This is a genomic window from Microbacterium istanbulense, assembly GCF_037204145.1.
In the GTDB taxonomy this organism is placed as follows: Bacteria; Actinomycetota; Actinomycetes; order Actinomycetales; family Microbacteriaceae; genus Microbacterium; species Microbacterium istanbulense.
In genome coordinates, this window is sequence record NZ_JBBDGN010000001.1 from 19,341 (window position 1) to 41,016 (window position 21,676).

General features: G+C 69.5%; 16 protein-coding genes, 1 tRNA gene and 1 other RNA gene. 4 read left to right on the plus strand and 14 right to left on the minus strand.

Translation table 11 applies throughout. The annotated features are described in order from the left end of the window. Nucleotides 1-96 precede the first annotated feature (96 nt). From WDU93_RS00100 to ffs, 7 genes are all read right to left on the minus strand, one after another. Nucleotides 97-2,583, minus strand: a complete 2,487-nt coding sequence (locus tag WDU93_RS00100) for a glycoside hydrolase family 65 protein (RefSeq protein ID WP_337316096.1) — start codon at nucleotides 2,581-2,583, stop codon at nucleotides 97-99. Beyond that, nucleotides 2,580-3,326, minus strand: coding sequence for an HAD family hydrolase (locus WDU93_RS00105; RefSeq protein WP_337316098.1), 747 nt, complete (start codon nucleotides 3,324-3,326; stop codon nucleotides 2,580-2,582). The genes WDU93_RS00100 and WDU93_RS00105 overlap by 4 nt, the downstream gene beginning before the upstream one ends. A 98-nt stretch (nucleotides 3,327-3,424) precedes the next feature. Then, nucleotides 3,425-4,648: an acetate/propionate family kinase gene (locus WDU93_RS00110; RefSeq protein ID WP_337316100.1), complete on the minus strand. Its 1,224-nt coding sequence runs from the start codon at nucleotides 4,646-4,648 to the stop codon at nucleotides 3,425-3,427. Further along, complete coding sequence (pta, locus tag WDU93_RS00115) at nucleotides 4,645-6,759, minus strand: phosphate acetyltransferase (RefSeq protein WP_337316102.1); 2,115 nt, start codon at nucleotides 6,757-6,759, stop codon at nucleotides 4,645-4,647. The genes WDU93_RS00110 and pta overlap by 4 nt, the downstream gene beginning before the upstream one ends. Nucleotides 6,760-6,792: 33 nt before the next feature. After that, nucleotides 6,793-7,443, minus strand: coding sequence for a hypothetical protein (locus WDU93_RS00120; RefSeq protein ID WP_337316103.1), 651 nt, complete (start codon nucleotides 7,441-7,443; stop codon nucleotides 6,793-6,795). Next, nucleotides 7,440-8,036, minus strand: coding sequence for a rhomboid family intramembrane serine protease (locus tag WDU93_RS00125; RefSeq protein ID WP_337316105.1), 597 nt, complete (start codon nucleotides 8,034-8,036; stop codon nucleotides 7,440-7,442). The genes WDU93_RS00120 and WDU93_RS00125 overlap by 4 nt, the downstream gene beginning before the upstream one ends. 46 nt (nucleotides 8,037-8,082) lie before the next feature. Further along, nucleotides 8,083-8,179: signal recognition particle sRNA small type (gene ffs / locus WDU93_RS00130), an RNA gene on the minus strand. A 97-nt stretch (nucleotides 8,180-8,276) separates the two neighbouring features. Between ffs and WDU93_RS00135 the strand changes: the two genes are divergently transcribed. Genes WDU93_RS00135 through WDU93_RS00145 form a run of 3 tightly spaced genes read left to right on the plus strand, consistent with a single transcriptional unit; the run spans nucleotide 8,277 to nucleotide 12,672 of the window. Further along, nucleotides 8,277-9,257: an AAA family ATPase gene (locus tag WDU93_RS00135; RefSeq protein ID WP_337316107.1), complete on the plus strand. Its 981-nt coding sequence runs from the start codon at nucleotides 8,277-8,279 to the stop codon at nucleotides 9,255-9,257. Nucleotides 9,258-9,260: 3 nt separating this feature from the next. Then, entirely contained in the window at nucleotides 9,261-10,445 is a 1,185-nt protein-coding gene (locus WDU93_RS00140) for a DUF58 domain-containing protein (RefSeq protein WP_337316109.1), read from the plus strand. After that, nucleotides 10,438-12,672: a transglutaminase TgpA family protein gene (locus WDU93_RS00145; protein ID WP_337316111.1), complete on the plus strand. Its 2,235-nt coding sequence runs from the start codon at nucleotides 10,438-10,440 to the stop codon at nucleotides 12,670-12,672. The genes WDU93_RS00140 and WDU93_RS00145 overlap by 8 nt, the downstream gene beginning before the upstream one ends. 4 nt (nucleotides 12,673-12,676) lie before the next feature. Here WDU93_RS00145 and trhO read toward each other — a convergent pair whose 3' ends face one another. Continuing rightward, nucleotides 12,677-13,570 (minus strand): oxygen-dependent tRNA uridine(34) hydroxylase TrhO, encoded by an 894-nt coding sequence (gene trhO / locus WDU93_RS00150; protein WP_337316113.1) that lies wholly within the window; start codon nucleotides 13,568-13,570, stop codon nucleotides 12,677-12,679. Between the two features lie 75 nt (nucleotides 13,571-13,645). Here trhO and WDU93_RS00155 point away from each other — a divergent pair. After that, nucleotides 13,646-13,733, plus strand: a tRNA-Ser gene (locus WDU93_RS00155). 155 nt (nucleotides 13,734-13,888) lie between these two features. On the opposite strand, the gene WDU93_RS00160 is transcribed toward WDU93_RS00155, so the two are convergent. From WDU93_RS00160 to WDU93_RS00185, 6 genes are all read right to left on the minus strand, one after another. After that, complete coding sequence (locus tag WDU93_RS00160) at nucleotides 13,889-15,139, minus strand: GNAT family N-acetyltransferase (RefSeq protein WP_337316115.1); 1,251 nt, start codon at nucleotides 15,137-15,139, stop codon at nucleotides 13,889-13,891. Nucleotides 15,140-15,183: 44 nt separating this feature from the next. Further along, nucleotides 15,184-16,413 carry a multidrug effflux MFS transporter gene (locus tag WDU93_RS00165; protein ID WP_337317259.1) on the minus strand — a complete coding sequence of 410 codons (1,230 nt, stop codon included), beginning with the start codon at nucleotides 16,411-16,413 and terminating at the stop codon, nucleotides 15,184-15,186. Between the two features lie 183 nt (nucleotides 16,414-16,596). After that, on the minus strand, nucleotides 16,597-17,751 hold the full coding sequence (locus WDU93_RS00170) for a cystathionine gamma-synthase (protein WP_337316117.1): 1,155 nt from the start codon (nucleotides 17,749-17,751) through the stop codon (nucleotides 16,597-16,599). A 92-nt stretch (nucleotides 17,752-17,843) separates the two neighbouring features. Next, nucleotides 17,844-19,220, minus strand: a complete 1,377-nt coding sequence (locus WDU93_RS00175; RefSeq protein ID WP_337316119.1) for a cystathionine beta-synthase — start codon at nucleotides 19,218-19,220, stop codon at nucleotides 17,844-17,846. Between the two features lie 89 nt (nucleotides 19,221-19,309). Then, the gene (locus WDU93_RS00180; RefSeq protein ID WP_337317261.1) at nucleotides 19,310-20,254 is read right to left on the minus strand and encodes a carbohydrate ABC transporter permease; all 945 of its coding nucleotides are present in this window, start codon (nucleotides 20,252-20,254) and stop codon (nucleotides 19,310-19,312) included. 23 nt (nucleotides 20,255-20,277) lie between these two features. After that, complete coding sequence (locus tag WDU93_RS00185) at nucleotides 20,278-21,615, minus strand: carbohydrate ABC transporter permease (protein ID WP_337316121.1); 1,338 nt, start codon at nucleotides 21,613-21,615, stop codon at nucleotides 20,278-20,280. Nucleotides 21,616-21,676: the final 61 nt, after the last annotated feature.

Sequence of the window (21,676 nt, forward strand, 5' to 3'; positions counted from 1 at the left end):
TCGAGGTCGCCGCATCCGGCATCCGCCCCCGCACACACGACGCCCCTCCCCACCGAGGCGGAAGGAGGGGCGTCGCGGTGCAGACCGTGCTGCGAATCAGTCCTCGTCAGCGACGACCGGGATCGCGCTGGTCGACACCGGCACGGTCGGAGCCATCAGCGTGCCATCGTCGCGGCGCGCCTCGGCGAACTTCTGCATGGTCGGACGGCCCTCGAGCACCGGGCCCTGGTCGGCCAGGGTCGCCACGGCATCCGCTCCTGCCGCCGCGGTGAACTCCTCACCACGCACCGTGAACGACACCGGCTCGCCCTCACGCACCGACACGCGCAGGGCGTCTCGGGTCAGCGTGACATCGAGCTGGGTGCCGTGCCACTGCAGCGGGAAGGCGAGCTCGGGCCAGTCGGCGGGCAGACGCGGGTCGAAGCTCAGCTTGCCGTCGTAGTCGCGCATACCGCCGAAGCCGCTCACCAGCGCCGTCCAGACGCCACCGGCCGACGCCACGTGCACACCGTCGGAGGCGTTGTGGTGCAGGTCGCCGAGGTCGACGAAGATCGCCTCCTCGAAGTACTCCTGCGCGAGGTCCTGATAGCCGACCTCGGCGGCCATGATCGACTGCACCACGGCCGACAGCGTCGAGTCACCCGTGGTGAGCGGGTCGTAGTAGTCGAAGTCGGCGAGCTTCTCCTCGGCGGTGAAGTGGTTGCCCTGCAGGAACAGCGCCAGCACAACATCGGCCTGCTTGAGCACCTGGAAGCGGTAGATCACCAGAGGGTGGAAGTGCAGCAGCAGCGGGCGCTGCGAGGCGGGAGTGCCCTCGAGGTCCCACACCTCCCGCTCGAGGAACAGCGAATCCTGCGGGTGGATGCCCAGGCTCTCGCTGAACGGGATGTGCATCGCCTCGGCGGCGCGCTCCCAGGCGTCCGGCTCACCGGCATCCAGCCCCGTGCGGTCGACGAGCTGGGCATAGGCCGCCGGGTCGTTGGCCTGGATCTCGCGCACCACCCGGGCGGCGAAACGCAGGTTGTAGCGGGCCATGACGTTCGTGAACAGGTTGTCGTTCACGACGGTCGTGTACTCGTCCGGGCCGGTCACACCGTGGATGTGGAAGGTCGCGTCGCCGTTCGTGCCACGCCAGAAGCCGAGCGTCGCCCACAGTCGCGCGGTCTCCACGGCGATGTCCGCACCGTCGTGGTAGAGGAAGTCGATGTCTCCCGTGGCGCGGGTGTACTTGCCGACGGCGAAGCTGATGTCGGCGTTGATGTGGTACTGCGCCGTGCCCGCGGCGTAGTACGCCGAGGCCTCTTCGCCGTTGATCGTGCGCCAGGGGAACAGGGCGCCCGCCTCGTTCAGCTGCGCCGCGCGCTTGCGGGATGCCGGCAGCATGAGCGCCCGCGCGCGCAGCGCGTTGCGCGCCCAGCGCGGGGTCGTGTACGCCAGGAACGGCAGCACGTAGACCTCGGTGTCCCAGAAGTAGTGCCCGCTGTATCCCGAACCGGTCAGGCCCTTCGCCGGCACGCCGGCGCCGTCTGCCCGCGCGGCCGCCTGCGCCAGCTGGTACAGGCACCAGCGGGTGGCCTGCTGCACGTCGTCGTGTGCGGCGATGCGCACATCTGAACGGCTCCAGAAGGCATCCAGCCACTCGGCCTGGCGAGCGAAGAGCGCGGCCGTGCCCTCGATCGCGGCGCGGTCGAGCGTGCGGCGGCAGCGGTCGACGAGTTCGCGGGCCGGCACGCCACGGGAGGTGTGATAGCTGACGGTCTTGGTGATGCGGATGGGCACCCCGGCCTTGGCCTGGATGCGGAAGACGTTCTTCGCGATGTCCGGCTCGACCAGAGCGCGGGCCGAGTACTCGTTCTCGGTCTCGATCGTGTGGTCGGCGACCACGGCGACCGTCATGCCCGAGTCGGCGACCCGGTACGACAGCGCCGAACGCAGGCCGTCCTGCCAGTACTCCTCCGGCTGCAGCACCCGCTCACCGCTGATCTTCTCCGCCTTGCGCGGGTCGAATCCGGCGCCCTTCTGGGCGACCGTCGGCGTGCCGGCGTAGATCCCGGCCCCGTCCTGACGGTTGAGGATCTGGCAGCTCACGGTGACCGGCGCGTCGGAGTTCTCGACGACGACGTCCAGGCGCAGCACGGCGAGGTGGCGCTCATCGAAGCTGACCAGGCGCTCGTCGTGGATGCGCACGCGCTTGCCCGACGGCGTCTCCCAGACCAGCGAGCGGCTCAGCACACCGGTGCGCATGTCGAGCACGCGCTCGTACTCGCGCACATCGGCCTCGTCGAACGACAGCGGCTCGTCGTCGACGTAGACGCGCATGATCTTGGCATCCGGCGCGTTCACGATGGTCTGGCCGACCTCGGCGAAGCCGTAGGCCTGCTCGGCGTGCCGGATCGGCCACGTCTCGTGCAGGCCGTTGATGAAGGTGCCGTGCTCGTGGGCACCACGTCCCTCGACGTGGTTGCCGCGCAGGCCCAGGTACCCGTTGCCGACGGCGAACAGCGTCTCAGAGACACCGTTCTGCTCGTAGCGGGTCTCGACCAGTCGCCAGGGGTCGACGGGATAGCGGTCGCGGTCGATCATGCGTTCTCCGTTGCAGTGGGGAGGAGGCGGGCAAGGTCGTCGACGATCACGGTCGCGCCGGCGGCGCGGAGCGCCTCGGCGCCTGCTCCCCGGTCGACCCCGATCACGACGGAGTATCCGGCGGCCGCCGCAGAGGCGACCCCCGAGGTGGCGTCCTCGACGGCGATGGCGACAGACGGGTCGACGCCCAAGGCCCGAGCACCCTCACGGAACATGTCGGGCGCGGGCTTGGAGGCGAGGTGGTCGCGTTCGGCGACGACGCCGTCGACGACCACGGTGAAGAAGTCGCGGATGCCGGCGCTGGCCAGCACCTCTTCGGCGTTCTTCGAGCTGGAGACGACACCCATCGGCACGCCGGCATCCTTCAGCACCTGCAGCAGGGCGAGCGAGCCGGGGAAGGGCGCGATGCCCTCGCTGCGCAGCGTGGCGGCGAAGGCGGCGTTCTTGCGGTTGCCGATGCCGCACACGGTCTCGGCCTCGGGCGCGTCGTCCACGTCACCCCACGGGATCTCCACGTTGCGGTTATGCAGCAGGCTCGCCACACCGTCATAGCGCTTCTTGCCGTCGACGTAGTCGAAGTAGTCGGCATCGCTGTACGGCGGCTCGATGTTCCAGGCCGCGAAGACCTCGTCGAAGACGCTCTTCCAGGCGCGCATGTGCACCTCGGCGGTGGGGGTCAGAACCCCATCGAGGTCGAACAGCACGCCGGGCGCGCGAAGGAGGTCAGGCAGGGACTCTGACACGGGGATCCTCCCGGTTGAGCAACGGATAAAAAGGGGGCACCGGGGGTGCTCGCAGACCAGCGTAGTGGCGCGGTGGCCCGCGGTGCACGGATTACAGATCAGACGGCGGCGAGCGTCTGTCTGGCGATCTCGAGCTCCTCGTCGGTGGGCACCACGAGCACCGCCACGGCCGAGTCGTCGGTGGAGATCAGACGGATGCCCTTGGCCTTGCGTTCATTGCGTTCGGAGTCGATCCGCACCCCGACGAAACCGAGGGTGGAGAGTGCGTCCGCGCGCACTTTCGGGGCGTTCTCGCCGACCCCGGCGGTGAAGGAGATGACATCCACTCCCCCGAGTTGGGCGATGTAGGCACCCGCGTAAGCACGCAGCCGGTGGATGTACACGTCGTAGGCGAGGGTCGCCGCCTCATCACCCTCGGCGACGCCGGCGAGGATGTCGCGCATGTCGTTGCGGCCGGCCAGCCCGAGCAGGCCGCTGCGCTTGTTGAGCAGCTCGTCGAGGTCGTCGATCAAGAGCCCCGCGCGGCGGGCCAGGTGCAGCAGGGCGGCGGGGTCGAGATCGCCAGACCGGGTGCCCATGACCAGCCCCTCGAGCGGGGTCAGACCCATGGACGTCTCCACCGAGAGTCCCCCGTCGATCGCGGTGACCGAGGCCCCGTTGCCGAGGTGGAAGACCAGCTGGCGCAGCGTGGCGAGGTCGCGTCCGAGGAAGGCCGCCGCCTCTTCTGAGACGTACTTGTGGCTGGTGCCGTGGAAGCCGTACCGGCGCACGCGGTGCTCGCGGGCGAGGTCGGCATCGATCGCGTAGGTGTAGGCCGCCGGCGGCAGCGTCTGGTGGAAGGCCGTGTCGAAGACGGCCACGTGCGGCACGTCGCCGAAGACGGTCTTCGCGGCACGGATGCCGGCGAGGTTGGCGGGATTGTGCAGTGGCGCGAGCACGCAGAGCTCGCCGATCTGCCGTTCGACGTCGCCGGTGATCAGGGTGGGGGCGAAGAAGCGGGCGCCGCCGTGCACGACGCGGTGCCCGACGGCGACGGGCGGATGCTCGGCGAGCTGGGGGCCGTGCTCGGCGAACTGGGCGAGCATCGCGGCGAACGCCGCATCGTGATCGGGAACGGGCTGTTCGGAGCGGTAGGTCGCGTCGAGCATCGTCACGGCCGGCTCGCCCGGCGCGGCCTGCGGATGCACGGTGTGCGAGATCACGCTGAGCGGCTGGCCGATGCGTTCGATGAGCCCCGAGGCCAGAGGCACCTCGGTCGCCGTGTCGATGAGGCTGTACTTCAGCGACGACGAGCCGCTGTTGATCACGAGGACGACGCTCACGAGCGATCTCCCTGCGCCTGGATCGCGGTGATCGCGACGGTGTTGACGATGTCGTCCACCAGCGCGCCACGGCTGAGGTCGTTGATCGGCTTGTTCAGACCCTGCAGCACCGGGCCGATCGCCACCGCGCCGGCCGAACGCTGCACCGCCTTATACGTGTTGTTGCCGGTGTTCAGGTCAGGGAAGACGAAGACGGTCGCCCGTCCCGCGACCGCCGAATCCGGCAGTTTCGCCTTGGCGACCGCCGCGTCGGCGGCGGCGTCGTACTGGATCGGACCCTCGACGGGCAGTTCCGGCATCCGCTCCCGCACGAGGGCTGTCGCCTCGCGCACCTTGTCGACGTCGGCGCCGGTGCCGGAGGCGCCGGTGGAGTAGGAGAGCATGGCCACCCGCGGGTCGATGCCGAACTGCTGGGCGGTGGCCGCGGAGGAGATCGCGATGTCGGCGAGCTGGATGCTCGTCGGGTCGGGGATGACCGCGCAGTCGCCGTACACGAGCACCCGGTCGGCGAGCGCCATGAGGAAGACGCTGGAGACGACATCGACGCCGGGTTTCGTCTTGATGATCTCGAACGAGGGGCGGATGGTGTGCGCCGTCGTGTGCGCGGCGCCGGAGACCATGCCGTCGGCGAGGCCGGTGTGCACCATCATCGTGCCGAAGTACGACACGTCGGTGACGGTGTCGGCCGCCTGCTGCAGTGTGATGCCCTTGTGGGCGCGCAGGCGTGCGTACTCCTCGGCGAACCGCTCGACGAGCGCCGGGTCGGTCGGGCTCAGCACGTGTGCGGCATCGATGTTCAGGCCCAGCGCGGACGCGCGGGCACGGATCGACTGCTCGTCACCGAGGATGGTGAGCTCGGCGACGTCGCGGGCGAGCAGGATCGAGGCGGCGCGCAGGATGCGGTCGTCGTCGCCCTCGGGCAGCACGATGTGCTGGCGGTCCGAGCGCGCGCGTTCGATCAGGCCGTACTCGAACATCAGCGGAGTCACCACGGTCGACTCGGCCAGCCCCAGCTCGATGCCGAGCTCGGTGAGGTCGACGTGGGTCTGGAACAGCGACAGCGCCTTCTCGTAGCGCTGCACGGACTCGGCGGTGAGCCTGCCCCGGGTGTTCATGATGCTCGCGGCGGTGTCGTAGGTGCCGAGGTCGGTTGCGACGATCGGGATCGAGAGCGTGAAACCGTCGAGCAGCGTCTGCACGGACTCCGGCAGCTCGAACGGCCCGTTGAGCACGATGCCCGCGATCTGCGGGAACGTGCCCGAGGCCGAGGCGAGCAGGGTGGCCAGCAGCACATCGGTGCGGTCGGCGGCGATCACCACCACCGCGTCGGCGGTCAGACGCGGCAACACGTTCACCATCGACATGCCGGCGATGACGACGTCGAAGGCCTCACGGTCGAGCAGTTCGGGGGCGCCCTTGACGAGGCGGCCGTCGATCGCGCGCAGGATGCTGCGCATCGAGGGCGCGACGAGCGAGCGATCTTCCGGCAGCGCCCACACCGCGGTGTGCGGTGAGTGCACGGCGCGGACGGCCTCGATCGTGGCATCCAGCTGCGCGGGGTCGGCGCGGTTGACGACGACGGCGAACAGGGATGCCTGCTCGACGGCGAGTTCCGCGACGGCGAGCGCAGCGATCTGCCCCACCTCGCCGGGGGTGCGCGCGGTGGTGGTGCCGAGCTGCTCGGCGCGGCGCTGCTGATCACGGCCGGAGATGACGAGCATGACCGGGGCGCCGAGGTTCGCGGCGATCCGCGCGTTGTAGCTGAACTCGGCGGGGCTGGCGACGTCGGTGTAGTCGCTGCCGACCACGACCACCGCGTCGCAGCGGGCCTCGACGGCTTTGAATCGCGCGACGATCGTGGCGAGCGCACGGTCGGGGTCGTCGCGCACGTCGTCGTAGGTGACGCCGACACCGTCGACATAGTCGAGCTGCACCCCGTCGTGCGCGAGCAGCAATTCGAGCACGCGGTCGCGCTCCTCGCCGGGCCGCACGATGGGGCGGAACACTCCGACGCGGGGCGAGACCCGCATCAACGCGTCAAGCACCCCCAGGGCGATCGTCGACTTTCCGGTGTGTCCCTCGGCCGAGGTGATGTAGATGCTCTGCGCCACGGCTCCAGCCTAGGTCTGAGGGATGCCGCTGACCTAGGAATCCGGTGTGCTCTGAGCGCACTCCCCCGACAGCCTGTCGACGATCTCTGCCGCGTCATCGGCGAAGCGGGCGTAATGCTCGGGGTCGCTGTTGATCTGCACCCGATGGATCGCCTGCGACGGTGGCAGCTGCTGCCACCCGCTCAGGCGCGCCAACCGCTCGTAGAAGAGGGTCGCCGCAGTCGCCGGATCCATCCGTTCCTCGACGCTCCCCCACCAGTCCTGCTGCTGGAACAGCCCGATGCTCGAGGTGCGGGAGCCGTCTGGGTTGGTGACCCCAGAGGTCTCCCAATCGCCGTAGTCGATGTTGCGCAGCGAGCTCTCCCCCATCGCCGCCATCACCCCGAGGATCTGCCCGTCGCGGTCGAACCCGAGTGCGTCGGCGGTGCGAATGATGATCGCCGCGTTCTCGAGCTGCTCACCCCGCCAGCCGCTCACCCCGAACGGAGGGAAGGACGCCGGTTCGACGATGCAATACCGAGTGGATGGATGCTGCGCTGTCGCGACACCGATCACGCCGAGGACGAGCGCGAGACCGAGCCCGCTGACCGCCGTGATCGCGAACACGCGCCTCCCCCGGGCGCGCCGGGCGCGGCGCTTCGTGAGGCGGCGGCGCTCGGCCGCCGTGCGGGTACGGGTGCTCACGCGCTCACGGCGCGCCGGCGGCCACCCAGCGCCGCGAGACCGCCACCGATCGCACCGAACAGGTGTGCCTGCCACGAGACCCCCGCAGCCGCGTCGAACACGCCGCCGAGCATGGCACCGCCGTAGAGCACGATCACGATGAGGGCGATCGCCGCGTACAGCAGCCGGTGCGCCAGGCGCGCAGGCGAGAACACGCGCAGCACGACATACCCGAAATAGCCGAACACGAGCACGGAGGCGCCGACCGTGAGGGTACCGGGCGCATTGAAGAGCCAGGTGCCCAGACCCCCGATCACGGCGGCGAAGGCGGTGACCGTCCAGAACCGGACCGCCCCCTCGACCGCGACGAGGCAGCCGAGCACGAGCAGCGGTCCGGTGTTGGCGATGAGGTGCGCCCAGTTCGCGTGCAGGAGAGGGCCGAGCACGATGCCGAGCAGACCCTGCAGATCCCACGAGCGCAGTCCGAAGCCGGTGAACGACAAGGGCAGCACGGCATCCACGAACTGGATCACCCACATGGCGGCCACGAGCAGCACGGGCGCGAGAAATCGCGAGAAGGTGCTGGGCTGTGCGGCCGTCGCTGGGGCGCTCATGGGCTGATCCTCGCAGAGCGAGTGTTGAGGTCGCTGACAGGGGAAAAGAAAAGACCCTCCGCGCACCCGACAGAGCCCGGTTACCCTTGCTACGTTTCCGTCCTGGGGGAATTGGCCTGGATGCCGTCACGCGGAGAGCCGCCGACAAGTCTACCCGACCCGGCCACCCCTCGCGCACCGAGCCCGCTCCCAGGTGAACGCGTACGATCGACACAGACGCACCGACGCGAGAGGCACCGCATGCAGGAGACCGATTCCCCCATCACGGCCGAGCAGTTCGCGGTGCAGACCTCGCGCATCATCGCGTCGGTGAGTTCGGTGATCGACGGCAAGCCGGATGCCGTGCGCAGTGCGCTGGTGTGCCTGCTGGCGGAGGGGCATCTGCTCATCGAAGACGTGCCGGGGGTCGGCAAGACCATGCTCGCGCGAGCGCTCGCCGCCAGCGTCGATGCGACCGTGCGCCGCATCCAGTTCACCCCCGACCTGCTGCCCGGCGACGTCACCGGCGTCTCGGTGTATGACCCCGCGGATCGCGAGTTCGAGTTCAAGCGCGGTGCAGTGTTCGCCAACATCGTCATCGCCGACGAGATCAACCGCGCCTCGCCGAAGACGCAGTCGGCACTGCTGGAAGCCATGGAGGAACAGCAGGTCACCGTCGACGGCACCACGCATCCGCTCCCCGAGCCGTTCCTCGTCGTCGCGACCCAGAACCCGCTCGAGATGGAGGGCACCTACCCGCTGCCCGAGGCGCAGCGGGACCGGTTCATGATGCGCATCTCGATGGGGTACCCGGATGCCGCCGCCGAGACCCTCATGCTGCGCCAGCGCGAGCGCATCAATCCGCTCACCGCCGTCACCGCGATCGCCGACGCCGCCTCGATCCGGCAGCTGATCGTGTGGGCGCGCCAGGTGCACGTCGCCGAACCCCTCGAGGAATACGCCGTCGCCCTCGCCCAGGCGACCCGGATGGACCCCAGCCTGCACCTGGGCGCGAGCCCCCGGGCCACCCTGCAGCTGGTCCGCGCCGCGAAGGTGTGGGCCGCGCTCGACGGGCGCGATTTCGTGCTTCCCGACGATCTCACGGCGCTGCTCATCCCGGTCTTCGCGCACCGTCTGCTGCCCGCCCGCGGCGTGCACCGCGCCGGCGCCCAACCCGTCGAAGCGGCCCTGCGCCAGATCATCGACCGCGTTCCCGTCCCGCTGGCGATCGGGCGCGTCTGAGACATGCGTCGCCGGCCCCTGACCACCCGCGGCGTGGGCACACTGCTGCTCGGCCTGCTGCTGGTCGTCGCCGCCAATGTGCTCGGCGCGCGCTCTCTGCTGTACGTCGCGGTGCTGCTGCTGGCCCTGCCGCTGTTGGCTCTGCTGGCCGTACACCTGCCGCGCCGCCGCGGTGAGGTCTCGCGCGTGATCTCGACCGATCTGCTCACCGTGGACGAGGTATCGCGGGTGTCGGTGCGTTTCGATCTGCGCTCGATCGGCATCCCCCGCGGGGTGTGGCACGACACGTTGCCGCCGGCCGTCTCCGGAGACGCCTCGGGCGACTATCCGGGTGAGACGGCGACGCTGCGCTATGAGCTCATCGGGGTGCAGCGCGGCGTCTCGTCGCTGGGCCCGCTCGTGCTGCGCACCGTCGATCCGTTCGGTCTTGCACAGCGCGAGGAGTCGTTCGGCAGTACCCGCATGATCACGGTCGTGCCCCAGGTGCTGGCCCTGGTCTCGCTGCCCACCAAGGTGGGTGCCGCCGGGGGCACGGCACAGACCCGGTCCAGCCGGCTCGGCCAGGGCAGCGACGACCTCATCCCCCGTCGCTATGCCGCAGGCGACTCGATGCGCCGCATCCACTGGCGGGCGACAGCGCACCGCGGTGACCTCATGGTGCGCCAGGAGGAGGAAGAGGCCAGTCCTGACGCGATGGTCGTGCTCGATCGCGCCGCCGCGCACTGGCCGCGCCCCGGCGACGACCCCGACCCGGGTTTCGAGGCAGCCGTCTCGCTGTGCGCATCGGCCGCGCTGCGGCTGATGCAGGACGGCTACAGCGTCGACGTGGTGGATGCCGGAGGCACCCTGCTCGGCGCACTGCGCGGCCACGAAGACGACCGCGACTCGCTGCTGGCGGCCCTGGCGACCGTCGCGCCGCGCGGTGAGGCGCGCGACATCCGCACGATCGTCGGCGGCACCCCGCCGGGCCCGCTCGTGTTTATCACCGGGCGTCTCGACGAAGAGGCGGCCGGCCGACTGAGCACCGCGGGCGCCGCGGCACCGCTGCTGTTCGCGGTCGACCCGGCACCGGGGGCGATCGCCGCCGCCACCCGGCGCGGCTGGCATGCGGCCACGCTCGACCCCGCCGGTGACCCCGCCGAGATCTGGCACGACGCCCTGCCCACGTTCGGAGTGAGCGGTGTCTGAGGCGACGCGTGCGCCGCGGAGGCCCTCCCCTACGCCGAGTGCGGAGAAGCAGCGCTCCCCGCTGGCCATCGCCCTGCTCACGCTGGCGGCGACGGTCGTCGCCGTCTGGCCGTACACCAGCGTAATCACGCCGGGACTGTGGACGACCGCGATCGTGCTGGTCGTGCTCGTCGTGGCGGTCTCCGGGCTGGTCGTGCGGCTGGCCGCGCGGCGGCTCGCCCCGGGTATCCGTGCCGTCCTCGCCGTGGTGGTGCAACTGCTCACCGCGACGGCAGCGGCGACAGCCCTGCTCGCCGAGCAGACGGCGCTGTTCGGCATCATCCCCACCTCCACCACATATCGATTGCTGGAGGTGCGTTGGGCAGAGGCGGCGCAGGAGATCCTCCAGGGCGCGGCGCCCCTGCCCGCCACCCTGGCGCTCGCGACACTCATCGCCCCCGCCTTTGCCGTGATCGCGATCCTTGTCGACCAGCTCATCGCCGAGCGGCTGGCGTTGCTGACGATCGCCTTGACCACCCTTGTGGGCGTGGTGCCGATGATCCTCTCGTTCGGCGGAGTGAACTTCGGATGGTTCCTCGCGCAGGCGATCATCGTGCTCGTGGTGCTGCGCGCCGCGGCTCGCGGTGATCGTCGCAGCGCGCGTGAGAGCCCGGTCGTCGTGGTCGGCGCGGTCGGCGTGGGCGCGATCGCGGGCGCGGTCGTGCTCGCCCCGGCACTGCCGTTGAGCCCTCCGCTGGGCGGAGTCGGGCCTGTGCTGACCATCGACGCGACCCTGCGCCTGGGCGATGACCTGCGCCGCCCGAACAACGTCGAGGTGCTCACGATCGCCACCGAGGAGACCCAGGCGCCGTACCTGCGGCTGGCGACCCTGTCGCGGTTCGACGGCGACACCTGGCGACCGGACGGCGGCACCAACCAGAGCGTCACCGAGGGATTCGGACCGGTCGACTGGGACGCAGAGATCGAGAGCGAAGAACGGCAGACGTCGATCCGGGTGCTGGGGGTCTCCAGTCCGCTGCTGCCGGTGCCGTATGCGGCGGAAGAGGTGGACGGACTGGGCTGGCGGTGGAACGTGGTGCTCGAGAACCGCACCGTGCGCAGCCCCTCGCAGGATTCGCTGGGCGCCGACTACACCGTGACCTCTCGCGCGGCGGAGCCGACGCTCGAGCAGATCCGCGCGAGCAGCGCCCCGCCACGCCAGCTGCCCCTGCCCGCCGACCTGCCGGCGGTGATCTCCGAGACGGCCCGCGACGTGACCGGTGACGCGACGAACGACTTCGACCGGCTGATCGCGCTGCAGGAGTGGTTCCGCACCGAGTTCTCCTACTCGTTGGATGCCCCGGTGGAGGAGGGTTTCGACGGCACGGGGGTCGACGCCGTGGCGACGTTCCTCGAAGCCCGCACCGGATACTGCGTGCACTTCGCCGGCGCGTTCGCTCTGATGGCGCGTTCCCTCGACATGGAGGTGCGCGTCGTCGTCGGCTACCTGCCCGGCACCCGCACCACCGAGAAGCGCGGTGACGAGAACATCTTCACCGTGACCAGCGATCAGCTGCACTCCTGGCCCGAGGTGTTCTTCGAGGGCATCGGCTGGGTGCCGTTCGAGCCGACCGCGACGCTGGGCGTTCCCACCTCGTTCGCCTCGGGTGAGACCGGCGGCGGGGCGGGCGAAGGACCCGACGCGCCGACGGCGACGACCTCCCCCACGCCCACGGCGACCTCCGCCACGGACGCCGGCGCGGATCAGGACACCGGCAATGCTCCCGGCGCCGACAGCCTGCGAACCCTCGACCCCACCCCGCTCGGGCTGACCCTGCTCGGCATCCTCATCGTGGTGCTGCTGCCAGGGATCATCCGGCTGATTCGCACACGCCTGCGACATGCGAGGGCGCGGGACGGTTCGGCGACGGACGCCTGGCATGAGCTGTTGGACACGCTCGTGGATCTCGGGCTGCCCGCGCCCGAGGCGCAGACGCCGCGTGCCCTTGCCGCGCAGTTGGTCGCCACCCGCGGGGTCGACGCCGCGGCGATCGGTACGCTGGCGGATGCCGTGGAGCAGACCAGCTACGCCAGGGACCCCCGCGCGGCGGGCGACCTGTCGGGGCCGCTGTCGGAGGTGACGGCGGCGCTGCGCGCGAGTGTCGACCGGCGGGTGCGCACCACGGCGCGGCTGCTGCCGCGTTCGCTCATCACACCGCAGCGGACACGGCGCCCGCTGGCATCCTGACCGCTCAGGCGGCCGCGTGCTCGGTGCACCGCACCGTGTCGCAGGCTGCGCAGACGACGAACTGCCGGCGGCACGAGGCGTCGGGGCAGTTCGCGGTGCGGGCGGTCGGTTCACCGCACCCGGCGCACGTGCCGATCACGGCGGTGTGGTCGGAGAAGTCGACCGACCCACGCCCGTCGAACACGTACAGCGAGCCGTCCCACAGGCCGTCATCGCCGTAGGTCTCGCCGTAGCGCACGATGCCGCCCTCGAGCTGGTACACCTCGCCGAAGCCGCGGGCGGTCATCAGGCTCGAGAGCACCTCGCAGCGGATGCCGCCCGTGCAGTAGGTGACCACGGGCTTGCCCTTGAGGTCGTCGTAGACGCCCGAGTCGAGCAGCCGTACGAAGTCGCGGGTGGTGTCGGTGTCGGGCACGATCGCCCCGCGGAACCGGCCGATCTCTGCCTCGAGCGCGTTGCGTCCGTCGAAGAAGACCACCTCGTCGCCACGCGCGTCGACCAGCTCATGCAGCTGCTGCGGGGTGAGGCGGATGCCGCCGCCGACGACACCGTGCTCATCGACCTGCAGCTCGCCCGGCGCACCGAACGAGACGATCTCGTCTCGCACCTTGACGCTGAGCTTCGGGAAGTCGAGGCTGTGCCCGTCGGCATCCACCCCGGTGCCCTCGCTCCACTTGATGTCGGCGTCGCGGAACGCGGGGTATTCGCGGAACCGGCGCACCCAGGTCTTCACCGCGGGCAGGTCGCCGCCGAGGGTGCCGTTGATGCCGTGCTCGGAGATGATGATGCGCCCGCGCAGGTGCAGCGAGGCCGCGAGGTCGCGCTGCCACAGCCGGATCGCCTCGGGGTCGGGCAGCGGGGCGAACGCGTAGAACAGAACGATCTTGGGGGTGGCCACCCAGAGATTCTAGGCCGGGGCGCCTGCGGTCGGGCGGGGCGTCTGTGATCGGCTAGGATGGACAGGTTGTTCCTTGGTGACGTGTCCGAGCGGCCGAAGGAGCACGCTTGGAAAGCGTGTGTTGTGCAAGCAACCGCGGGTTCGAATCCCGCCGTCACCGCCAAACGTCTGAAGGGCTCCGCGCATGCGGGGCCCTTCAGACGTTTATTGGACACTGTGGGATTCGGGAGGAGCGAGCGCAGCACGCGACGGCTCCCGCCGTCACCGCCAAACGTGAAGGGGCCTCGCTACGCGGGGCCCCTTTCGCGTGCCCACCCGTCAGTCGAAGCGGATGCCGTACATCACGGTGTCCGGCCCGGACTCGAGACGGTGCATGCCGAGGCGCTCGTAGAACGCCCCTGCCCCCGCGTTGGACGGGTTCATGCCCAGGTGCAGCCCCGCCACCCCGCGGGCGCGCAGCTCGGCGAACAGCATGTCGGTCAGCCTGCGACCCAGACCCTGCCCCTGCGTCTCAGGCAGCAGGTCGATGTGCAAGTGCGCCCGGTACTCAGCCGCGTGCTGCTCGGTGCCAGGCGCACGCCGCTCCGCGTAACCGATCATGCGGTCCTGACGTGTGGGTTCGGTCTCACCCGAGAGCGGATAACTCCCGGCCCGCGTCGGCCACCACTCGTCGCGGAACCACCGCTCGAAGGCATCCGTGTCGTCGGTCGCGACGATGTACCCGATCACGCGCCCGTCGGCCGCCTCGACCACCCAGGCCAGATCGGGGTGCCGGCGCACATACGGAACGGCGAAGATGTCGCCCCAGAGCCGGTCGTCGGTGAACACCCCTGTGGCATCGCCACCGGCATCCGCGGTGCGCACGCACACGTCATACAGGGCCTCGTCGTCGCCAGGGCGATAGGGGCGGATGCGGGCGGGCTCGGTCGCTGCGGCCACGGGGGTCTCCTCATCGGTCATGCGGCGGGTGCGGCCGATCCAGCCGGGCACGATCGCGGCGACCAACAGGGCGCCGGCCGCGCCGGCGAGCGCCCCGCCCAGGGTGTCGGTGATCCAGTGCACGGCCAGCACGGTGCGGGAGAAGCCCATCAGCACGGTCCACACGACGCCGGCGATCGCCACCCACACACGAGGGAAGATCAGCCAGAGCACCACGGCGATGGTCGCCGCATTGGCCGTATGCCCCGACGGGAATGAACCGTAGTCGGAGGCGACGAGCATGTCGTCGGGACGCGCCCGACCGAACAGGCTCTTCAACACCTGCACCAGCAGGGCGCTGAACAGGAACGCCATCAGCGCATACAGCGCCTCCCACCGACGATGGGCGAGGAACAGGGCACCAGCGATCGCCAGCGGCGCGATGACCGCGGCGATCACTCCCCCTCCGACGCGGTTCATCACCTGCGCGAAGAGCAACAGCGCCTCCGGCCGAGTGGCGATCACCAGGTCGTGCCACCACTGGTCGAAAACCGGGATGGCCCCTCCTTCGAGCACGACCACGAACAGGCCGAGCACACAGGCCAAGGTGAGCGCGGAACCACCGGCGATGAGAAGTCGTCGTCGCGTCATCCGCCCATTCTGCCCTCTCTGCCCGAGCCGCACGCCGGGCGCGCTCAGGGCGCCAGCATCCCGACCGTCCGCGGCCGCACGATGAGCCACAGCGAGAGGATGGCGATCACGGCGCAGCCGACCATGACCGAGGCCATGGTGGTCGCCGTGATGCCGGATTCGGCCGAGATGAGTCCCACCACGGGCGAGATGATGGCTGCCACGCCGAAGTTCGTCGCCCCGAGCAGGGATGCCGCGGTGCCAGCCGCCTTGCCGTGGCGGTCGAGCGCGAGCACCTGCACGCACGGGAACGTGAAGCCGCAGGCCGTCATGAAGAACCACAGCGGCACGACCGTGCCCCAGAAGCCCCAGCCGACCTGATCGGCGAGGATGATGGCCGCGCCCGAGATGAGCAGGAACGCGGTGGAGACGGCGAGCACCCACTGCGGTCCGAACCGCGTCGCGAGGCGCGAGGAGATCTGCACACCGCCCACGACGCCGATCGAGTTCACGGCGAACAGCAGCCCGTAGGCCTGCGGGTCGAGGCCATGGGTCTGCTGGAACAGGAACGGCGAGGCCGAGAGGTACGAGAACAGGCCAGAGAAGGTCATGCCGCCGATGATGAGCACGCCGAGGTAGACCCGGTCGGTGAGCACGCTGCGGTAGCGCTGCCACACGGTCGTGCTGCCCCGGTCGTTACGCCGCTCACGCGGCAGCGTCTCGGGGAGGAACACCAGCGCCGAGACCAGCATCACCGCGCCATAGGCGGCGAGCACGACGAAGATGCCCCGCCATGGCATGACCGTGAGCAGCGCCGATCCGATCAGGGGGGCCACGACGGGTGCGACACCCGAGACGAGCGCGAGCCGCGAGAGCATCACCACCAGCCGCTGGCCGCCGAACAGGTCACGCACGATCGCCATCGCGACCACGCCGCCCGCGGCCGCGCCGATGCCCATGAGCACGCGGGCAGCGCCCAACAGCAGCAGGTCAGGGGCGAGGGCGGCAGCGATGCTGGCCAGCACGTGCAGGGCTGTCACCGCGATCAGCGGCACCCGCCGACCGACCTTGTCACTGAGCGGGCCCACCACCAGCTGCCCGATCGCGAAGCCGATCATCGTGCCGGTCAGCGTGAGCTGGATCATCCCCGCCGAGGTGCGGAAGTCGCTCTCCAGCTGCGGGAAGGCCGGCAGGTAGAGGTCGATCGTGAACGGCCCGAGAGCGGTGAGCGCCCCGAGCAGGATGATGTACAGCACGCGGCGTCGCGTGGGGATCGCGTCGCCGGGATGCAGCATGATCGGCGCGGTCGCCGGGTTGGCGCCGAGCGTGCGGATCGCGCCGGTGGAGGTGGGGATGCGGAGACTGCCGGTGGGGGTGCGTTCGTCGGTCACAAGGAGCTTTCGCGAGAGAGGGGGATGCTCCGCCGAATCGTTTCGACGTGGGGAATCACCCATGCTACCCCGCCGGCCGTCGCGCGGTCAGCCGGAGATGCGGCCCAGCGCCTGCTCGAGGTCGGCGATGAGGTCGGAGACATCTTCGATGCCGACCGACAGTCGCACGACGTTTTCGGGCACGGCGAGCTCGGTGCCGCGCACCGAGGCGTGCGTCATATCGGAGGGGTACCCGATCAGCGACTCCACGCCACCGAGCGATTCCGCGAGCTGGAACAGCTCGGTCGACTCGGCGAAGGCGCGTGCCGCCTCCGGGCCGCCGGAAAGGGCGAGCGAGAGCATGCCGCCGAAGGCACTCATCTGGCGGGCCGCAATCTCGTGACCGGGGTGACCGGCCAGACCCGGGTAGTAGACGGCCTCGAACTCGGGGCGCTGCTGCGCCCACTCGGCGATCGCCTGCGCGTTCTCGGAGTGCTGGCGCATGCGCACCGCGAGCGTCTTGATACCGCGGGTGGTGAGCCAGGCATCCATCGGCGCCGAGACAGCACCCACCGCGAACTGCTGGAAGGTCACCTGCTCGACGAAGCGCTCGTCGCCGAAGATGAGCGCGCCGCCGAGCACGTCGGAGTGCCCGCCGAGGTACTTGGTCGTGGAGTGCACGACGATGTCGGCCCCGAGCGCGAGCGGCTGCTGCAGGGCCGGCGAGGCGAAGGTGTTGTCGACGACCACGAGGACACCTGCCGCATGCGCGATCTCGGCGATCTGGGCGATGTCGACGATCTTCAGCAGCGGGTTGCTGGGCGTCTCGACCCAGACGATCTTCGTCTCGGGCCGGATCGCCGCGCGGAGCTGGTCGGCGTCGCCGAGCTCGATCGTGGTGGTCTCGATGCCCCACGGAGCCAGCACCCGGCTGAGCAGCCGGTAGGTGCCGCCGTAGACGTCGTTGCCGATCACGATGTGATCACCCGGCCGCAGGATGCTGCGGAGCAGGGCATCCTCGGCGGCGAGGCCCGAGGCGAAGGACAGCGCAGCCGCCCCGCCCTCGAGTGCCGCGAGCTGTGTCTGCAGCGAAGACCGCGTCGGGTTGCCGGCGCGGTTGTACTCGTATCCGTCGCGGAGTCCGCCGACGCCATCCTGCACATGTGTGGACGACTGGTAGATCGGCGGGATGATCGCCCCGGTGGTGGGGTCGGGAGCCTGGCCTGCGTGGATGGCACGGGTGGCGAAGGCGCGGTCGGACATGACTCTCCTGAGATCGGGGGGACGGTATCTCAACGGTACTCGCCCCCGGAGGCGCCGAGGCGACTCCTGTGACGTGCGGTAACGGGCGGCGGTCAGCGCGAGAGGTATCCCAGCAGGTCCTGCCGGGTGAGCACAGTATGCGGCTTGCCGTCCTGGGTGACGAGCAGCGCATCGGCATCGGCGAGCGCCGCCCGCGCCTGCTCGACCGGAGCATGGATGCCGATGAGCGGCAGCCGCTCCCCCACATGCGCACCGACCGCGTCGCCCGGCTGCGCCTCGGCGCGGAAGAGCAGATCCAGCAGACCCTTCTCATCGACCGTGCCGACCACCTCGCCCATCATCACGGGCGGTTCGGCGCTGAGCACCACCAGCTGTGACACGTCGTACTCGGTCATCACCCCGATCGCGTCGAGGACGGTTTCGGAGGGATGCACGTGCACGAGCTCGGGGATCGCCCCACCACCGCGCGCCGGACGGGCGGCGAGCACGTCCGCGACGGTCTCGCCCGCCTCGACGGCGCTGAAGCCATAGGAGCGCATCCAGCCATCGTTGAAGATCTTGCCCAGATAACCGCGCCCGCCATCGGGCAGCAGCACCACCATGACGGCCTCCGCCGGCAGGGCGCGGGCGACCCGCAGCGCGCCGACGACGGCCATTCCGCTGGACCCGCCGACGAGGATGCCCTCCTCGCGGGCGAGCCGGCGCGTCATCGCGAAGGCCTCGGCGTCGCTCACCGCGACGATCTCATGCGGCACGGCAGGGTCGTAGGCACCGGGCCAGATGTCCTCCCCCACGCCCTCGACGAGATACGGGCGACCGGTGCCTCCGCTGTATACGCTGCCCTCGGGGTCGACACCGACGATGCGCACCGCATCGCCGGAGACCTCGCGCAGGTAGCGGCCGGTGCCGGTGATCGTGCCGCCGGTGCCGACGCCGGCGACGAAGTGGGTGATCGTGCCGTCGGTGTCACGCCAGATCTCCGGCCCGGTGGTCTCGTAGTGGCTGCGCGGACCGTTCGGGTTCTCGTACTGGTTGGGCTTGAACGCCCCCGGAATCTCGCGCGCGAGCCGGTCGCTGACGCTGTAGTACGACTCGGGACTGTCTGCGGGGACCGACGTCGGTGTCACCACCACGTCGGCACCGTAGGCGCGCAGCACGTCGATCTTGTCGGTGCCGACCTTGTCCGGCACGACGAACACGCAGCGGTAGCCGCGCTGCTGCGCCACGAGAGCGAGCCCCACCCCGGTGTTGCCGCTGGTGGGTTCGACGATCGTGCCGCCGGGCTGCAGGTGCCCCGCCTTCTCGGCCGCGTCGATGATCCGCTCGGCGATGCGGTCCTTGGCTGAACCACCCGGGTTCAGGTACTCGAGCTTGACCAGCACGGTGCACGCGATGTCGTCTGTGACGCGGTGGAGTCTGACGAGGGGCGTGTCACCGATGAGGTCGGTGATCGAGTCCGCGAAGTGCATGATTCCAGCGTACGCAGAGTCTCGCGCAGACAGACGAAAGCCGGATGCTGCGCTTGCGGCAGCATCCGGCTTTCGTCGTTTCGGCTGCGTCAGCCCTTCGTGGCGCCGGCCAGCAGGCCGCGGACGAAGAACCGCTGCAGGGCGAAGAACACGATCAGCGGAACGATGATCGAGATGAACGTTCCCGCCGACTGCAGGAACCACTTGTTGCCCCAGGTGCCGGACAGCGAGTTCAGCGCCTGAGTGATCGGCAACGCCCCTGGCGAGGCGAAGATCGTCGCGACCAGCAGGTCGTTCCAGACCCAGAGGAACTGGAAGATCGCGAACGAGGCGATGGCCGGCATGGCCAGCGGCAGGATGACCCGGAAGAACACCTGACCGTGACCGGCGCCATCGACGCGCGCGGCCTCGATGATCTCACCCGGGATCTCCGAGATGAAGTTGTGCAGCATGAACGTCGCCAGCGGAAGAGCGAAGATCGCGTGAGCGATCCACACGCGCGCGAAGCTGTACTGCACATCGTTGAGCGCCAGGCCGGGGAAGATCATCACATCGTTGATGACCAGACCGTCCGAGAACAGGCTCAGCAGCGGCACGAGGGCCATCTGCAGCGGCACGATCTGCAGCGCGAACACGAAGATGAACAGCATGCTGCGACCCTTGAAGTCGATCCATGCGAACGCGTAAGCGGCCAGCGCGGCGATCACGATCGGGAAGACCGTGGCCGGGATGGTGATCGCCAACGAGTTGATGAACGCGGTGCCGAGAGTGGTCGACGTGCCACCGGCGCTCAGTGCCTGGGCGTAGTTCTCGAGCGTGAACTCGGGGTCGGTGAAGACCGTCCACCAACCGGTCGACTGCGTGTCGGCACCGGGTCGGAACGAGGTGACGAACAGGCCGAACGTGGGGATCGTCCAGAAGACGGCGATGATGATCGCGACGATCGTCGCGCCCTTCGACGTCAGCTTCTTCTGCGCGGTCGCCTCATTCCGGCGCGTGTCGCGCTCGACCTGACGCTTGGTGCGCGTGTCCATGACGATGGCTTCGGTGGTGGACATCAGCGGATCTCCCTCTGCTTGCGCATCGAGCGGGCGTTGTAGATGATCAGCGGCAGCACGAAGATGAACAGCACCACGGCCAGGGCCGAGGAGTGTCCGTAGCTCTGGAAGCGCTGCTGCTGGTTCACCATCTCGAAGCCGAGAACGGTGGTCTCGTCACGGCCACCGGTCATGACGGCGACGATGTCGTACACCTTCAGCGAGGCGATCGTGATGGTCGTGAGCACGACGATCAGGGACGAGCGGATGCCGGGGACGGTGACGTTCCGGAACCGCTGCCAGGCGTTGGTGCCGTCGAGCTGTGCTGCTTCGAGCTGCTCGGCGGGAACGGCCTTGATCGCGGCGGAGAGGATCACCATGGCGAAACCGGTCTGGGTCCAGATGAAGACGATCAGCAGCATGAAGGTGTTGATGATCGGCTTGACAGCCAGCCAGTTCACCGGGTCGCCACCGAACAGGGTGACGATGGCGTTGAGCAGACCGATCTGGTCGCCCTGCCGGTAGTCGTACATGAACTTCCAGATGATGCCGGCGCCGACGAACGAGATCGCGACGGGCATGAACACCAGGACCTTCAGCACCTTCTCACCGCGTGCACGGTCGATGAAGACGGCGTAGGCGAGTCCGATGGCGACCGAGAAGATCGGTGCCAGCAGGGCCCAGATCAGGGTGTTGACGACCGACGAGGTGCCGACCGGGTTGGTGAACACCCAGATGTAGTTCTCGAGTCCGACGAAGTTGGCCCCCGTCTTGTCGAAGAACGACTTGAAGAACGTCGAGATCGCCGGGTAGATCAGGCCCAGGATCAGCAGCAGCGCCGCCGGGGTCATGAACAGCACGAGCTGGAACAGGTAGCCGGCTCCCTGACGGGAGCGGTAGTCGGCGAAGAACAGCAGTGCGCCGGCGAGCAGGGCGATCGCGATCACGTACAGCAGCGCGTTGGAGTACGGGCGCAGCAGCATGAAGGCGAGCACGGGGATGGCGAGGCACGCCACGAGCCGCAGGATGAAATAGCCACGGCCGGGGCGGGGTGCGTACTCGATGAGCACGAGCACGACGCCCACCACGAGGGCGAACACCAGCAGGATGACCGGGATCTGCGCCAGCGGATGCAGACCGCCGAGCCAGACGAAGAAGCTGTTCAGCGAGAAGCCGATGGTGACCCGGGACGGGTCTTCGACCGGAGCGCTGAAGATGAGCAGGAAGAACACGGCCGCGAGGAGCACGAAACCGATGATCACGACGGTGCGCGTGATCGCACGCCCCCGTGGGTCGGCACCGTGGGTCATCGACGGCGGGCCCTCAGTTACAGGACTGTCGACTGTCGTTTGCGACATGGAAAACCTTTCGAGTACAACGCTGGACTCAACCGGATGCGACTGCGGGGCCGGGTCTTGC

Excerpts from the sequence above, each read along its gene's own strand:
- WDU93_RS00175 (WP_337316119.1), bottom strand. The coding sequence starts at position 19,220 with ATGCACTTCGCGGACTCGATCACCGACCTCATCGGTGACACGCCCCTC.
- WDU93_RS00160 (WP_337316115.1), bottom strand. The coding sequence starts at position 15,139 with ATGACGCGACGACGACTTCTCATCGCCGGTGGTTCCGCGCTCACCTTG.
- WDU93_RS00185 (WP_337316121.1), bottom strand. The coding sequence starts at position 21,615 with ATGTCGCAAACGACAGTCGACAGTCCTGTAACTGAGGGCCCGCCGTCG.
- WDU93_RS00125 (WP_337316105.1), bottom strand. The coding sequence starts at position 8,036 with ATGAGCGCCCCAGCGACGGCCGCACAGCCCAGCACCTTCTCGCGATTT.
- WDU93_RS00100 (WP_337316096.1), bottom strand. The coding sequence starts at position 2,583 with ATGATCGACCGCGACCGCTATCCCGTCGACCCCTGGCGACTGGTCGAG.
- WDU93_RS00165 (WP_337317259.1), bottom strand. The coding sequence starts at position 16,413 with ATGCTGCATCCCGGCGACGCGATCCCCACGCGACGCCGCGTGCTGTAC.
- WDU93_RS00140 (WP_337316109.1), top strand. The coding sequence starts at position 9,261 with ATGCGTCGCCGGCCCCTGACCACCCGCGGCGTGGGCACACTGCTGCTC.
- WDU93_RS00180 (WP_337317261.1), bottom strand. The coding sequence starts at position 20,254 with ATGGACACGCGCACCAAGCGTCAGGTCGAGCGCGACACGCGCCGGAAT.
- WDU93_RS00170 (WP_337316117.1), bottom strand. The coding sequence starts at position 17,751 with ATGTCCGACCGCGCCTTCGCCACCCGTGCCATCCACGCAGGCCAGGCT.
- WDU93_RS00135 (WP_337316107.1), top strand. The coding sequence starts at position 8,277 with ATGCAGGAGACCGATTCCCCCATCACGGCCGAGCAGTTCGCGGTGCAG.